This window comes from Mesorhizobium sp. M0870 (assembly GCF_040319775.1).
Classification (GTDB): Bacteria; Pseudomonadota; Alphaproteobacteria; order Rhizobiales; family Rhizobiaceae; genus Mesorhizobium.
Genome location: NZ_JAMYOI010000002.1, coordinates 290,570 through 303,968, shown reverse-complemented (window position 1 = coordinate 303,968; position 13,399 = coordinate 290,570). Strand labels below are relative to the sequence as shown.

Below are 13,399 nucleotides of genomic sequence, written 5' to 3'. Positions count from 1 at the left end.
ATGCGTTATGTAATCGTCATTGCCGCAATCGCGTTTTTCCTGATCTGGGATGGCATGTACAATCAGGGCCGGTATCTCGACACCACGGTGAGAGAACTTAGCCGCATTGTGCGATATGCTACCGGCAAGGTTTAGCTCCGGCGGCTGCAGCCGCGACATCCTTGTCGATTGACGCCAACGTCCTGCCGTCACAAAAGACCCCAGCACTTTGATCGAGGAGGCGGGGTTGATCCGGCATATCGTTTTCTTCAGCGCGCGGCGAAAAGAGGATGCCGAGGCTGTGCGCACCGGCTTGCTGGCGCTCGGCGACATTCCTCATTCCAGCCTTTTCGAGGTCACCTTGAACACCAAGGTCGATCCACTGTCCGATGAGGTCGACGTGGTCGTCTATGCGGAGTTCGCCGACGACGCCGCGCTGGCCGCCTACAAGGCGCACCCGCTCTATGCGCAGACCACCAGCAAGGTCAAACCGATGCGGGAACTGCGCTATTCCGCCGATGTCGTTGCCGGAAGCTGATGCCTTGTCCAGGTGGTGCCTTTTTCGAAGTCCGGTGAACTGACTTGGGCGAACTGGCCGGGATTGCGATCAAGTCTTGAACCGACTTGCGGAATGATGCACATCGCGCCTGCATGACCCAAACCGCAGCCGCAGGCACTCATCCGCTCGATCACCTGGTGCTGCCGACGCAGAGCCTTGAGGTTGCGCGAGCCCGGCTCACCGCGCTTGGCTTCGTCGTGGCCCCGACCGGCATCCATCCCTTCGGAACGGAAAACTGCTGTGTTTTCCTGGCCGACGGCACGTATCTCGAACCGCTCGCGGTCGGCGACGAACAGGTGGCGACAAAGGCTATCGCAGACGGCAATGTCTTCGTCACGCGTGATCGCGCCTATCGCGACAGCAACGGCGACGAGGGATTTTCCGCCATTGTTCTAAGCACGGGCAATGCCGATGCCGACCATGCACGCTATGTCGATGCCGGCATCTCGGCGGGAGACATGCTGGGCTTTTCGCGCGCCTTCACCGACCCTGCCGGCAAAAGCGACATCGCATCGTTCAAGCTCGCCTTCGCGGCCGGAGCCGAAGCCACGGACGCCTTCCTGTTTGCCTGCGAGCGCGTCAACGCGCCTGATGTTGACCGTACGGCTTTGCAGGCCCACGCCAACGGCGCGACCGGAATTGTCGAGATCTTGGCGATCAGCGATGCGCCCGGAAAGCAGCATGGGCTGATTTCCGTGGCGGTGGACGATCCGGCCGCCGACAGGCAGGGCGGCATGTTTCCCTTGCCGAATGCAGATTTGAGCGTGCTTGACGGCGCGGCTTTCACCGCGCGCTTCGGCCTGCCTGCCGGCGCGCCGACAGATCTACGCTTCGCAGCGGTGGTCTTTTCGGTTCGGAACGCCGATGTGACATCGAGGCTGCTTGCAGCCAATTCCGTCCAACACGATATAGCGGGCAATGATATCGTCGTGCGGCCTGCACCCGGACAGGGCGCGGCCTTCATCTTCCGGGAGATCCCATGAGCAAGCCGCAAGCGTCCAATTCGATGGCGCCCAATTCGTCGGTAACCGTCGGCAATGTCGTCTTCGACAACAAGGCGGCTCTGTCGCTGATCGCCGGCCCTTGTCAGTTTGAATCACGCCAGCACGCCTTCGATATGGCCGGCGCGCTGAAGGAACTGACCGGCAGGCTCGGCATAGGGCTCGTCTACAAGACCAGCTACGACAAGGCCAACCGCACCTCGCTGTCGGCGACGCGCGGTGCCGGTATGGACGCAGCCCTTCCCGTCTTCGACGAGTTGCGCAAGGAATTTTCGCTCCCCGTGCTGACCGATGTCCATACCGAGGAGCAGTGCGCGATCGTCGCGCCGCATGTCGATGTCCTGCAGATTCCGGCTTTCCTGTCGCGCCAGACGGACATGCTGGTCGCCGCCGCCAGGACCGGCAAGGTTATCAATGTGAAGAAGGGGCAGTTCCTCGCCCCCTGGGACATGAAGAACGTCGTCGCCAAGATCACCGGATCCGGCAATGCCAATGTGCTGACCACCGAGCGCGGCGCGTCCTTCGGCTACAACACGCTGGTGTCCGACATGCGCGCTCTGCCCATCATGGCCGAGATCGGCGCGCCGGTGATCTTCGATGCCACGCATTCGGTGCAGCAACCGGGCGGGCAGGGTGGTTCCTCGGGTGGCGAGCGCCGCTTTGTCGAGACGCTGGCCCGCGCGGCAGTCGCTGTCGGCGTTGCCGGCGTGTTCATCGAGACCCATCAGGATCCCGACAACTCGACCTCTTCCGACGGCCCGAACATGCTCCCGTTGAAGGACATGCCGGCCCTGCTCGAGCGGCTGATGGCATTCGACCGCATCGCCAAGGGCCTCTAAGGGCGGACGCATACTCCGCCGACTGCCGGCGCTTGTGGAAGGCACGAGCCGGCTATACGCTTGGCTGGCAAATAAGCGTTTTGGCAGGAGGAAGCCATGTCCGTCGCCCGCGTCACCGAAATCACATCCTCGTCGAACAAGAGCTTTCAGGACGCCATCGAACAGGGAATTGCGCGCGCATCCAAAACCCTGAAGAACGTCGAGGGCGCCTGGATCCAGGACCAGAAGATCGTCGTCCAAGACGGCAAGATTGTTGCTTATCGCGTCAATATGAAGGTTACCTTCATCCTCGCGGAGTGAACGGTCGACGCCGAAAAAGTCGGGAACCTTCGCCCGCGCCCCTCATTGTCCAAGTATGGTTCGAAACCACAATGAGGAGCACAATCATGGCAACCCAGACAGGTCACACCCAAGCCATCGCCGCTTCGCGGGTCATCGGCACATCGGTCTACAATACCGAAGGCACGAGCATCGGCAGCATCGAGGATGTGATGCTTGACAAGATGACGAACGGCATCATGTTCGCGGTCATCGGTTTTGGCGGCTTCCTCGGTATCGGCGAGAAATATCACGCCATTCCGTGGGCAAGCCTCGACTACGATGAGGACAAAGGCGGGTATGTCGTGCCGTTTTCCAAGGAACAACTCAGGGCGGCACCTGCTTATTCGATCAACGAATTGACCGGGGCGGATGGCGAGGCGGCCCGCGACGAATCCTACAATTATTACAAGGTCACGCCTTACTGGCATTAACAGCAACGATAAAGCGGCCCCGTCGAGAGACGGGGCCGCTTTGGATTCCGGCTTATTCGCTGACGTGTAAGGGGGCCATCGCCTTGGGCGGCGACTGCTGATTGTCGCACGACGTCAGGAATGCCGCCGCGATCAGGAACAGACTCACGATACCACTCAACTGGGACATGGCGAAACTCCTCCTGTTTCGCCCCGCGCCCCCGCACCATAGCCACAACCCGGCCTGCCGTACATGACTTATGATGACAGCGATTTGCGCTTCGTGAATCGTTCGGAGGCTGATGCCGCGGCAATAATTGCCAGCCGGCCGATTGCCTTTTGCAGCACTTTGGCTAAGACGTGCGGCATTCTTCAGATCAATCGAGGACATCGCAAATGACCGCCATCATCGACATTGTCGGGCGTGAAATCCTGGACAGCCGTGGAAATCCGACCGTCGAGGTCGATGTCATTCTCGAAGATGGCTCGATGGGCCGCGCGGCGGTGCCATCGGGTGCTTCGACCGGCGCCCACGAGGCCGTCGAACTGCGCGACGGCGGTGCCCGCTATCTCGGCAAGGGTGTGCTCAGGGCCGTCGAAGCGGTGAACGGCGAGCTGTTCGAGGCCATCGGCGGCATGGAAGCCGAAAACCAGATCCATATCGACCAGACCATGATCGAGCTTGACGGCACGCCCAACAAGAGCCGGCTTGGCGCCAACGCCATTCTCGGTGTGTCGCTGGCGGTGGCCAAGGCGGCCGCTGATGCCGCCGGCCTGCCGCTGTACCGTTATGTCGGTGGCACCAAGGCGCATCTCCTGCCGGTACCGATGATGAACATCATCAATGGTGGCGCGCATGCCGACAACCCGATCGATTTCCAGGAATTCATGATCCTGCCGATCGGCGCGCCGACGCTGCGCGAAGGTGTACGCTGGGGTTCGGAAATCTTCCATACGCTGCGCAAGAAGCTGAAGGATGCCGGCCACAACACCAATGTCGGCGACGAGGGCGGCTTTGCCCCGAACCTGAAAAGCGCCCCGGTGGCGCTCGATTTCATCATGGAATCGATCGAGCAGGCCGGCTTCAAGCCGGGCGACGAGATCGCGCTCGGCCTCGATTGCGCCGCGACCGAGTTCTTCAAGGACGGCAACTACGTCTATGAGGGCGAGAAGAAGACGCGCGATCCCAAGGCCCAGGCCAAATACCTGGCCAAGCTTGCCGCCGACTTTCCGATCATCTCGATCGAGGACGGCTTGGCCGAGGACGATTGGGAAGGCTGGAAGTACCTGACCGACCTGATCGGCAAGAAGACGCAGCTGGTCGGCGACGATTTGTTCGTCACCAACACGGCGCGGCTACGCGACGGCATCCGCATGGGCGTTGCCAATTCGATCCTGGTCAAGGTCAACCAGATCGGCTCGTTGACGGAAACGCTCGACGCCGTCGAGACCGCGCACAAGGCCGGCTACACCGCCGTCATGTCGCACCGCTCGGGCGAAACCGAGGATTCGACCATCGCCGATCTCGCGGTTGCCACCAATTGCGGACAGATCAAGACCGGCTCGCTGTCGCGCTCCGACCGCATGGCCAAGTACAACCAGCTGATCCGCATCGAGGAAGAACTCGGCAAGCAGGCAAGCTATGCCGGCAAGTCGGTGATCAAGGGCTGATCCGGAACACCGGCTCATCGATACCGGACAAAAGGGCGGGAGCATTCCCGCCCTTTTTCGTTTCGGTGCCGCCAAACAGGTCTCCCGTAACCGTCCGTTAAGCACAATCGGGCGAAAAAGATCGTGAGCCGCCTGAGTTCGCGGGCTAGAGCCGGATGATTTCAGGTCTGTTCGACCTGAAATCTGAATCCGACTCTAAATCAAAGAGATAGCGCATGTCGTCCGAAAACCGCTTCACACTTTTCGGCATCACGCTCTAGAGGAATCGGGCGATGTGGACGCGTCAGCACAAGCAGAGAAACACCGGCCGGCTGATCATTCCCTCGCTTTGCGTGGCGTTCCTGGCCTATTTCGGCTTTCACGCCTATCATGGCGAATTCGGCATCTATTCGAAATATCAGCTGGAAGCCCAGACGGTTGCGCTGCAAGGCCAGCTCGATGCGATCAAGGCGCGCCGCATGGAACTCGAGCGCCGCGTTCGGCTGATGCATGAAGGCACGCTCGAGAAGGACATGCTCGATGAGCAGGCACGCAAGGCGCTCAATCTGTCCCAAGCCGATGAAATCACCATTATGTTGCCGACCTCGGTGAAATAACTGATTTCCAGTTAATCGCCAATATTTTCAACGATTTTAATTGCTTAGGCGCATGCCAGCTATGCAAATTCGGCATGGCGCAACGCTTTGACGCGTGTTAGCCTCCCTAAAATCGGTGGGGAGGAGCTGATCTCCCCAGAGCAGATTTCATCCTGCTCTAATGTCCACGAAGAGACGCCAACAGGGAGTGATGCATGGCCACCGCAGCCAGAAAAGCGCCTGCCAAATCCAAATCCGACGGCAAATCGGGGCTTTCCGCCCCCAAGCCCGCCGAGTTCACCAAGGATGAAGAGCTTGCCGCCTACCGGCACATGCTGCTCATCCGTCGTTTCGAGGAAAAGGCCGGCCAGCTTTACGGCATGGGTTTCATCGGCGGCTTCTGTCACCTCTATATCGGCCAGGAAGCGGTCGTCACCGGCATGAAGATGGCGCTGATCGACGGCGATCAGATGATCACCGCCTATCGCGACCACGGCCACATGCTGGCGATGGAGCTGTCGCCGCGCGGCGTCATGGCCGAGCTGACCGGGCGTCGGGGCGGCTTGTCCCGGGGCAAGGGCGGCTCCATGCACATGTTCTCCAAGGAAAAGCACTTTTACGGCGGCCACGGCATCGTCGGTGCGCAGGTGTCTCTTGGTACTGGTCTCGCCTTTGCCAACCGCTACCGCGACAACAACAATGTCTCGCTGACCTATTTCGGCGACGGCGCGGCCAACCAGGGCCAGGTCTATGAAAGCTTCAACATGGCCTCGCTGTGGAAGCTGCCGGTGATCTACATCATCGAGAACAACCGCTATGCGATGGGCACCTCGGTGTCGCGCTCTTCGGCGGAAACCAACTTTTCGCATCGTGGTGCCTCGTTCAAGATCCCGGGCATCCAGGTCGACGGCATGGACGTGCGCGCTGTCAAGGCTGCCGCCGACCAGGCGACCGAATGGTGCCGCGCCGGCAACGGGCCGATCATTCTCGAAATGCAGACCTACCGCTACCGCGGTCACTCGATGTCCGATCCGGCAAAATACCGCTCCAAGGAAGAAGTGCAGAAGATGCGCTCGGACCATGACCCGATCGAGCAGGTCAAGGCACGGCTGATGGAAAAGAAGTGGGCGACCGAGGACGAGCTCAAGACCATCGACAAGGAGGTCCGCGACATCGTCGCCGACGCCGCCGAATTTGCCCAGAACGACGCGGAGCCGGATCCGTCCGAGCTCTGGACCGATATCGTATTGTAACGGGAGGGCAAGGACATGCCGATCGAAATTCTCATGCCCGCTCTCTCGCCGACCATGGAAGAGGGCAATCTTTCCAAGTGGTTGAAGAACGAGGGCGACAAGGTCGTCGCCGGCGACGTTATCGCCGAGATCGAGACCGACAAGGCGACGATGGAAGTCGAAGCTGTTGACGAAGGCACGCTGGGCAAGATCCTGATCGCCGCCGGTACCGAAGGCGTCAAGGTCAACACACCGATCGCCGTGCTGCTGCAGGACGGCGAAAGTGCCGGGGATATCGGCAGGTCTGCGGCGCCCGCCAAGGCGGAAGCACCTGCAAAGGCAGAGGCTCCGGCCGCAGCAGAGGACAAGGCGGAGGCCACAAAGCCGGCCGCCGCACCGGTGGCTGCCGCCCCGAAGACGGAGATCGCCGCCGATCCGGACATTCCGGCCGGCACGGAGATGGTCTCCACCACGGTGCGCGAAGCGCTGCGCGATGCGATGGCCGAGGAAATGCGCCGCGACGGCGATGTCTTCGTCATGGGCGAGGAGGTTGCCGAATACCAGGGCGCCTACAAGATCACGCAGGGCCTGCTGCAGGAATTCGGGCCGCGGCGCGTCGTCGATACGCCGATCACCGAGCATGGCTTTGCCGGCGTTGGCGTGGGTGCGGCGATGGCCGGCCTGAAGCCGATCGTCGAGTTCATGACCTTCAACTTCGCCATGCAGGCGATCGACCAGATCATCAACTCGGCCGCCAAGACGCTCTATATGTCCGGCGGCCAGATGGGCGCGCCGATCGTGTTCCGTGGACCGAACGGTGCCGCCGCACGCGTCGCTGCCCAGCACTCGCAGTGCTATGCCGCCTGGTACAGCCACATTCCGGGCCTGAAAGTGGTGATGCCCTACACCGCCGCTGACGCCAAGGGCTTGCTGAAGGCAGCGATCCGCGATCCGAACCCAATCATCTTCCTCGAGAATGAAATCCTTTACGGTCAGTCCTTCGACGTGCCGAAGCTGGACGATTTCGTGTTGCCGATCGGCAAGGCGCGCATCCATAAATCAGGCAAGGATGTCACCATCGTCTCCTTCGGCATCGGCATGACCTATGCGGTCAAGGCTGAAGCGGAACTGCGTGGCCTTGGCATCGATGCCGAGATCATCGACTTGCGCACGATCCGGCCGCTCGATCTCGACACCATCATCGCCTCGGTCAAGAAGACCAACCGCCTGGTGGTGGTGGAGGAAGGTTATCCGCAGAACTCGGTCGGCGACCATATCGCCAACCAGGTGTCGCAGCGCGCCTTCGACTTTCTGGACGCGCCGGTCATCACCATCGCCGGCAAGGATGTGCCGATGCCTTATGCGGCCAACCTCGAGAAGCTGGCGTTGCCGAATGTCGGCGAAGTCATCGAGGCGGTCAAAGCCGTCACGTATCGCTGAACCGGGCGGGAGGACAAAATGCCAATCAACATCACCATGCCGGCCCTGTCGCCCACGATGGAAGAGGGCAATCTGTCCAAGTGGCTCGTCAAGGAAGGCGACAAGGTTTCGCCGGGCGATGTCATTGCCGAGATCGAGACCGACAAGGCGACGATGGAAGTCGAAGCTGTCGATGAGGGCACGGTTGCAAAGCTCGTCGTTCCCGCCGGCACCGAGGGCGTCAAGGTCAATGCGCTGATCGCCGTGCTCGCCGGAGAGGGCGAGGATGCAGGCGCCGTCGCGAAAAGCGGTGGCGGTGCCGCACCAGCGAAAGCCGAGGCGCCGAAAGCGGAGGAGCCCAAGGCTGACGCACCAAAGGCGGAAGCATCAAAGGCGGAAGCATCAAAGGCGGAACCGGTCGCGACCGCACCCAAGGCAGAGGCGGCTCCAGTTGCCAATGGTCATGCGGCCGGCGAGCGCACCTTCGCCTCGCCGCTCGCACGTCGCATCGCCAGGGAAGCCGGCGTCGATGTGTCTGCCGTGACCGGCACCGGCCCGCATGGCCGCGTCGTCAAGGCAGATATCGACGCCGCGATTGCCGGTGGCGGCGCCAAGCCTGCCGCCAAGGCAGCACCCGCCGGGGCTCCGGCAACTGCTCCTGCTGTGAAGGCGATGTCCGACGATCAGGTGCTGAAGCTGTTCGAGGCTGGCTCCTACGATCTCGTCCCGCATGACAATATGCGCAAGACCATTGCGCGCCGCCTGGTCGAGGCCAAGACCACCATCCCGCATTTCTACCTGACGCTCGACTGCGAGCTCGATGCACTCCTCGCATTGCGCACGCAGATTAACGCCGCAGCCCCGGTAAAGAAGACCGACAAAGGCGATGCGCCCGCCTACAAGCTGTCGGTCAACGACATGGTCATCAAGGCGATGGCGATGGCGCTGAAGGCGGTGCCGGATGCCAATGCCTCATGGACCGAAAGCGCCATGGTCAAGCACAAGCATGCCGATGTCGGCGTCGCCGTGTCGATCCCGGGCGGCCTGATCACACCGATCATTCGGCATGCCGACGAAAAGACGCTGTCCACCATCTCCAACGAGATGAAGGATCTGGCCAGCCGGGCGCGCAGCCGCAAGCTGAAGCCGGAAGAGTATCAGGGCGGCACCACGGCGGTGTCCAACCTCGGCATGTTCGGCATCAAGGACTTTGCCGCCGTCATCAACCCGCCGCATGCGACGATCCTTGCCGTCGGTGCCGGCGAGGAGCGGGCGGTGGTCAAGAACGGCGAGATCAAAATCGCCACCGTGATGTCGGTGACGCTGTCGACCGACCATCGCGCCGTCGACGGCGCGCTGGGTGCCGAACTGCTGGTCGCCTTCAAGCGCCTGATCGAGAACCCGATGAGCATGCTGGTTTAGGACGGAGAGGGCGGTGCGGATCTTCTTCACCTCCCTTATGGCGTTTTTCCTGTCAGGATTGGCAGGCGGCTTGGTTGCTCAACAGCTGGCGGTCGCAACCCATGCGCAGGAAGAATACATTCTGGTGTTCATGACGTCGGTGCTTGTCACCATTGTCGCGACGATCGTGTTTTTCATCGCGCAGCTTTTTTCGAACGCACCGTCGATCATCAACTGGCTGGGCCTCTGCGCAATTGTCCTGTTCGTGCTGATCGGGCTCGGCCTGATCGGTTGGACGTTCTCTCAGCCGGTCGATAAGCGCCAGTGGGAAGGTGACCTGCCGATCGTCGCCGGCCTGGTTTTGCCGAACCTGGCCACTGTGCTGGTTCACTGGCTGTTCGTGCGCTGGCGGTTGAGGCGCGGCTCGATTAACGCACAGGTGGGCGCATGAAGACGGTTCTTTGTTACGGCGACTCGCTGACCTGGGGCTACAATGCCGAAGGTGGCCGCCATGCGCTGGAAGACCGCTGGCCGAGCGTGCTGCAGGCAGCGTTAGGCGCCGACGTGCAAGTGATTGCCGATGGCCTCAACGGCCGCACCACGGCCTTCGACGATCATCTGGCCGGTGCGGACCGCAACGGTGCAAAACTGCTACCAACCGTCCTGACGACCCATGCGCCGATCGACCTGATTGTCATCATGCTCGGCGCCAACGACATGAAGCCGTGGATCCACGGCAATCCCGTCGCGGCCAAGCAGGGCATCCAGCGGCTGATCGACATCGTGCGCGGTCACGACTATCCGTTCGACTGGCCGGCGCCGCAGATCCTGATCGTTTCGCCGCCTGTGGTCAGCCGTACAGACAATGCCGAATTCAAGGAGATGTTCGCCGGCGGTGACGAGGCTTCGACGCGGTTGGCGCCGCTCTATGCCGCTCTTGCCGATGAGGCCGGCTGCGGCTTCTTCGACGCCGGCAGCGTGGCGCAAACCACCCCGCTCGACGGCGTCCATCTCGATGCCGAAAACACGCGAAACATCGGCAAGGCGCTGGCACCCGTCGTGCGCGTCATGCTGGAATTGTGAAGGAGAAAAACCGTGGCTGAGAACTACGACGTCATCATCATCGGCTCCGGCCCTGGCGGCTATGTCACCGCGGTGCGTTCCGCGCAACTCGGCTTCAAGACGGCGATCGTCGAGCGCGAGCATCTCGGCGGTATCTGCCTCAACTGGGGCTGCATCCCGACCAAGGCGCTGCTGCGCTCGGCCGAGATCATGCACTATTCGGACCACCTGAAGGATTACGGGCTGAAGCTCGACGGCAAGGTCAGCGTCGATGCGTCAGCCGTGGTCGACCGCTCGCGCAAGGTGTCGCTGCGGCTCAATGGCGGCGTTGCCTTCCTCATGAAGAAGAACAAGGTCGACGTCATCTGGGGCGAGGCCAAGCTTTCGAAGCCGGGCGAGATCGTCGTGTCGAAGACGGCCAAGAAGCCGATGGAGCCGCAGCCGCCAGTGCCGAAAGGCGTCAAGGGCGAGGGCACCTATACCGCCAAGCACATCATCCTGGCGACCGGCGCCCGGCCGCGCGCGCTGCCCGGCATCGAGCCGGACGGCAGACTGATCTGGACTTATTTTGAAGCCATGGTGCCGAAGGAGATGCCGAAGTCGCTGCTGGTCATGGGGTCGGGCGCCATCGGCATCGAATTCGCCTCCTTCTACCGCACCATGGGCGCCGAAGTGACGGTGGTCGAATTGCTGCCGGCGGTGATGCCGGTCGAGGATGCCGAAGTCTCGAAATTCGCGCAGAAGCAGTTCGAGAAGCAAGGCATGAAGATCATCCTCGAAGCCAAGGTGACCAAGGTCGAGAAGGGTGCCAACTCGGTCACCGCGCATGTCGAGATGAAGGACGGCAAGGTCGAGAAGATCACCGCCGATCGGATGATCTCGGCCGTCGGCGTCCAGGGCAACATCGAGGGCCTCGGACTCGAGGCGCTTGGCGTGAAGACGGAGCGTGGCTGCGTCGTCATCGATGGTTACGGCAAGACCAACGTGCCGGGCATCTACGCCATCGGCGATGTCGCCGGCCCGCCGATGCTCGCTCACAAGGCCGAACATGAGGGGGTCGTGTGCATCGAGAAGATCGCAGATTTTCCTGGCGTGCATGCCACCGACAAGCTGAAGATTCCGGGCTGCACCTACTGCAATCCGCAGGTCGCCTCGGTAGGCCTGACGGAAGCCAAGGCCAAGGCCGAGGGCAAGGACATCCGGGTCGGGCGCTTCCAGTTCGCCGCCAATGGCAAGGCCATTGCGCTCGGCGAGGATCAGGGTTTCATCAAGACCATCTTCGACAAGAAGACCGGTCAATTGCTCGGCGCCCACATGGTCGGTGCCGAAGTGACCGAACTGATCCAGGGTTTTGTCGTGGCGATGAACCTGGAGACGACCGAGGAAGAGCTGATGCACACCATCTTCCCGCACCCGACGCTGTCGGAGATGATGAAGGAAAGCGTGCTCGACGCCTATGGCCGCGCCCTCAACGCCTGATAGATTGAAAGCGCTGCTACAGATGGAACCCGGCGGCAAGGTACTTCGTTTGCGAATGCGTTTTCACGTATCCCACAAGGAGAAGGCATATGCACCTGAATGGCGTCGGCTGGATAGCAGCCATCATCATCGGCGGCCTGGCAGGCTGGTTCGCCGAAATGTTCATGAAGAGCAACACCGGCATCTTCATGAACATCGTCATGGGCATCGTCGGCGCGGTCGTGCTGAACGCCATTCTGCAGGCTCTCAATTTTGGCCCGTTCGGCGTCGGCTGGATTGCCTATCTGATCACCGGCTTTATCGGTGCCTGCCTGCTGATCTGGGCCGGGCGTCTGGTGCGCCGTTAGCATCACTGAAGAGTTGCTATGCGAAAAAGGCTGTTGCGGCATGCGCCGTGGCGGCCTTTTTCTTTGCGTTGAAAAGTCTTAGATGACGTTATGACAGCGAACGCCTGACTGGCGTCGCGAATGAACCAGGTTTCCCGATGGTCACTGTCCTCGATACGATCGCCAACGCCCCGCGCTTGCGGCATCCGGAAAAGGCGCACAAGCCTGATCAGGACGTGCTGCGCAAGCCCGACTGGATCCGCGTCAAGGCGCCGGTGTCGAAGGGCTATGCCGAAACGCGCGAAATCGTCAAATCGCACAAGCTGGTGACGGTCTGCGAAGAGGCCGGCTGCCCTAACATCGGCGAATGCTGGGAAAAGAAGCACGCCACCTTCATGATCATGGGCGAGATCTGCACCCGCGCCTGCGCCTTCTGCAACGTCGCCACGGGCATTCCAACAGCGCTTGACCCGGATGAACCGGCCCGCGTCGCGCATGCGGTCAAGCAGATGGGCCTTACCCATGTGGTCATCACCTCGGTGGACCGTGACGATCTCTCCGATGGCGGTGCGCAGCATTTCGCTGAAGTCATTCGTGCCATCCGGGCCGCGACGCCTTCGACGACGATCGAAATCCTGACGCCCGACTTCCTGCGCAAGGACGGCGCGCTGGAGATCGTCGTGGCCGCCAAGCCCGACGTCTTCAACCACAATCTCGAAACCGTACCGTCGAACTATCTGACGGTTCGTCCGGGCGCCCGCTATTTCCATTCGATCCGGCTGTTGCAGCGGGTCAAGGAGCTTGATCCGTCAATCTTCACCAAGTCCGGCATCATGGTGGGGCTGGGCGAGGAACGGAATGAAATCCTGCAGCTGATGGACGATCTGCGGTCCGCCAATGTCGATTTCATGACCATCGGCCAGTACCTGCAGCCGTCGAAGAAGCACCACCCGGTGATCCGCTTCGTCACGCCGGAGGAGTTCAAATCCTTTGAGACGATCGGCCGGACCAAGGGTTTCCTGCTGGTGGCATCTAGCCCGCTGACGCGTTCATCGCATCACGCCGGCGACGATTTTGCCAAGCTGCGCGCGGCACGGGAAGCGATTCTCAAGAAATCAGCTTAAC

At 61.3% G+C, this 13,399-nt stretch carries 16 protein-coding genes; all 16 read left to right on the top strand.

The annotated features are described in order from the left end of the window. Entirely contained in the window at positions 1 to 135 is a 135-nt protein-coding gene (locus NKH97_RS04630) for a hypothetical protein (RefSeq protein WP_023812051.1), read from the top strand. A 91-nt stretch (positions 136 to 226) separates the two neighbouring features. Next, positions 227 to 517 (top strand): Dabb family protein, encoded by a 291-nt coding sequence (locus NKH97_RS04625; RefSeq protein ID WP_352795558.1) that lies wholly within the window; start codon positions 227 to 229, stop codon positions 515 to 517. Between the two features lie 113 nt (positions 518 to 630). Further along, on the top strand, positions 631 to 1,521 hold the full coding sequence (locus NKH97_RS04620) for a VOC family protein (RefSeq protein WP_352552014.1): 891 nt from the start codon (positions 631 to 633) through the stop codon (positions 1,519 to 1,521). Then, positions 1,518 to 2,378 (top strand): 3-deoxy-8-phosphooctulonate synthase, encoded by an 861-nt coding sequence (kdsA, locus tag NKH97_RS04615; protein ID WP_031213495.1) that lies wholly within the window; start codon positions 1,518 to 1,520, stop codon positions 2,376 to 2,378. The genes NKH97_RS04620 and kdsA overlap by 4 nt, the downstream gene beginning before the upstream one ends. Positions 2,379 to 2,474: 96 nt before the next feature. Beyond that, positions 2,475 to 2,678, top strand: coding sequence for a dodecin family protein (locus tag NKH97_RS04610; protein ID WP_127294417.1), 204 nt, complete (start codon positions 2,475 to 2,477; stop codon positions 2,676 to 2,678). Positions 2,679 to 2,764: 86 nt separating this feature from the next. Then, entirely contained in the window at positions 2,765 to 3,130 is a 366-nt protein-coding gene (locus NKH97_RS04605) for a PRC-barrel domain-containing protein (protein ID WP_127294419.1), read from the top strand. 375 nt (positions 3,131 to 3,505) lie between these two features. Further along, a complete protein-coding gene (gene eno, locus NKH97_RS04600) occupies positions 3,506 to 4,780 on the top strand; it encodes a phosphopyruvate hydratase (protein WP_352795555.1) in 1,275 nt (424 codons plus the stop codon). Between the two features lie 272 nt (positions 4,781 to 5,052). Then, entirely contained in the window at positions 5,053 to 5,376 is a 324-nt protein-coding gene (locus NKH97_RS04595; protein ID WP_352552016.1) for an FtsB family cell division protein, read from the top strand. Between the two features lie 194 nt (positions 5,377 to 5,570). Beyond that, positions 5,571 to 6,608 (top strand): pyruvate dehydrogenase (acetyl-transferring) E1 component subunit alpha, encoded by a 1,038-nt coding sequence (gene pdhA, locus NKH97_RS04590; RefSeq protein ID WP_023812042.1) that lies wholly within the window; start codon positions 5,571 to 5,573, stop codon positions 6,606 to 6,608. A 15-nt stretch (positions 6,609 to 6,623) separates the two neighbouring features. Further along, positions 6,624 to 8,027, top strand: a complete 1,404-nt coding sequence (locus tag NKH97_RS04585) for a pyruvate dehydrogenase complex E1 component subunit beta (RefSeq protein WP_352795554.1) — start codon at positions 6,624 to 6,626, stop codon at positions 8,025 to 8,027. An 18-nt stretch (positions 8,028 to 8,045) separates the two neighbouring features. After that, on the top strand, positions 8,046 to 9,428 hold the full coding sequence (locus tag NKH97_RS04580) for a pyruvate dehydrogenase complex dihydrolipoamide acetyltransferase (RefSeq protein WP_352795552.1): 1,383 nt from the start codon (positions 8,046 to 8,048) through the stop codon (positions 9,426 to 9,428). Positions 9,429 to 9,441: 13 nt separating this feature from the next. Next, complete coding sequence (locus tag NKH97_RS04575) at positions 9,442 to 9,858, top strand: hypothetical protein (RefSeq protein ID WP_023812040.1); 417 nt, start codon at positions 9,442 to 9,444, stop codon at positions 9,856 to 9,858. After that, the gene (locus NKH97_RS04570) at positions 9,855 to 10,490 is read left to right on the top strand and encodes an SGNH/GDSL hydrolase family protein (RefSeq protein WP_128304447.1); all 636 of its coding nucleotides are present in this window, start codon (positions 9,855 to 9,857) and stop codon (positions 10,488 to 10,490) included. Before NKH97_RS04575 ends, NKH97_RS04570 begins: the two co-directional genes overlap by 4 nt. Positions 10,491 to 10,502: 12 nt before the next feature. Further along, positions 10,503 to 11,948 carry a dihydrolipoyl dehydrogenase gene (lpdA, locus tag NKH97_RS04565; RefSeq protein ID WP_128304448.1) on the top strand — a complete coding sequence of 482 codons (1,446 nt, stop codon included), beginning with the start codon at positions 10,503 to 10,505 and terminating at the stop codon, positions 11,946 to 11,948. A gap of 89 nt (positions 11,949 to 12,037) precedes the next feature. Then, a complete protein-coding gene (locus NKH97_RS04560; RefSeq protein WP_023812036.1) occupies positions 12,038 to 12,295 on the top strand; it encodes a GlsB/YeaQ/YmgE family stress response membrane protein in 258 nt (85 codons plus the stop codon). 137 nt (positions 12,296 to 12,432) lie between these two features. After that, a complete protein-coding gene (gene lipA, locus NKH97_RS04555; RefSeq protein ID WP_023812035.1) occupies positions 12,433 to 13,398 on the top strand; it encodes a lipoyl synthase in 966 nt (321 codons plus the stop codon). Position 13,399 lies beyond the last annotated feature (1 nt).

Bases quoted from the DNA above. Each gene is read 5' to 3' on its own strand.
- NKH97_RS04630 (WP_023812051.1), top strand. From the start codon at position 1: ATGCGTTATGTAATCGTCATTGCCGCAATCGCGTTTTTCCTGATCTGG.
- pdhA (WP_023812042.1), top strand. From the start codon at position 5,571: ATGGCCACCGCAGCCAGAAAAGCGCCTGCCAAATCCAAATCCGACGGC.
- NKH97_RS04580 (WP_352795552.1), top strand. From the start codon at position 8,046: ATGCCAATCAACATCACCATGCCGGCCCTGTCGCCCACGATGGAAGAG.
- eno (WP_352795555.1), top strand. From the start codon at position 3,506: ATGACCGCCATCATCGACATTGTCGGGCGTGAAATCCTGGACAGCCGT.
- NKH97_RS04560 (WP_023812036.1), top strand. From the start codon at position 12,038: ATGCACCTGAATGGCGTCGGCTGGATAGCAGCCATCATCATCGGCGGC.
- NKH97_RS04610 (WP_127294417.1), top strand. From the start codon at position 2,475: ATGTCCGTCGCCCGCGTCACCGAAATCACATCCTCGTCGAACAAGAGC.
- NKH97_RS04595 (WP_352552016.1), top strand. From the start codon at position 5,053: ATGTGGACGCGTCAGCACAAGCAGAGAAACACCGGCCGGCTGATCATT.
- NKH97_RS04605 (WP_127294419.1), top strand. From the start codon at position 2,765: ATGGCAACCCAGACAGGTCACACCCAAGCCATCGCCGCTTCGCGGGTC.
- NKH97_RS04570 (WP_128304447.1), top strand. From the start codon at position 9,855: ATGAAGACGGTTCTTTGTTACGGCGACTCGCTGACCTGGGGCTACAAT.
- NKH97_RS04585 (WP_352795554.1), top strand. From the start codon at position 6,624: ATGCCGATCGAAATTCTCATGCCCGCTCTCTCGCCGACCATGGAAGAG.
- NKH97_RS04620 (WP_352552014.1), top strand. From the start codon at position 631: ATGACCCAAACCGCAGCCGCAGGCACTCATCCGCTCGATCACCTGGTG.
- kdsA (WP_031213495.1), top strand. From the start codon at position 1,518: ATGAGCAAGCCGCAAGCGTCCAATTCGATGGCGCCCAATTCGTCGGTA.
- lipA (WP_023812035.1), top strand. From the start codon at position 12,433: ATGGTCACTGTCCTCGATACGATCGCCAACGCCCCGCGCTTGCGGCAT.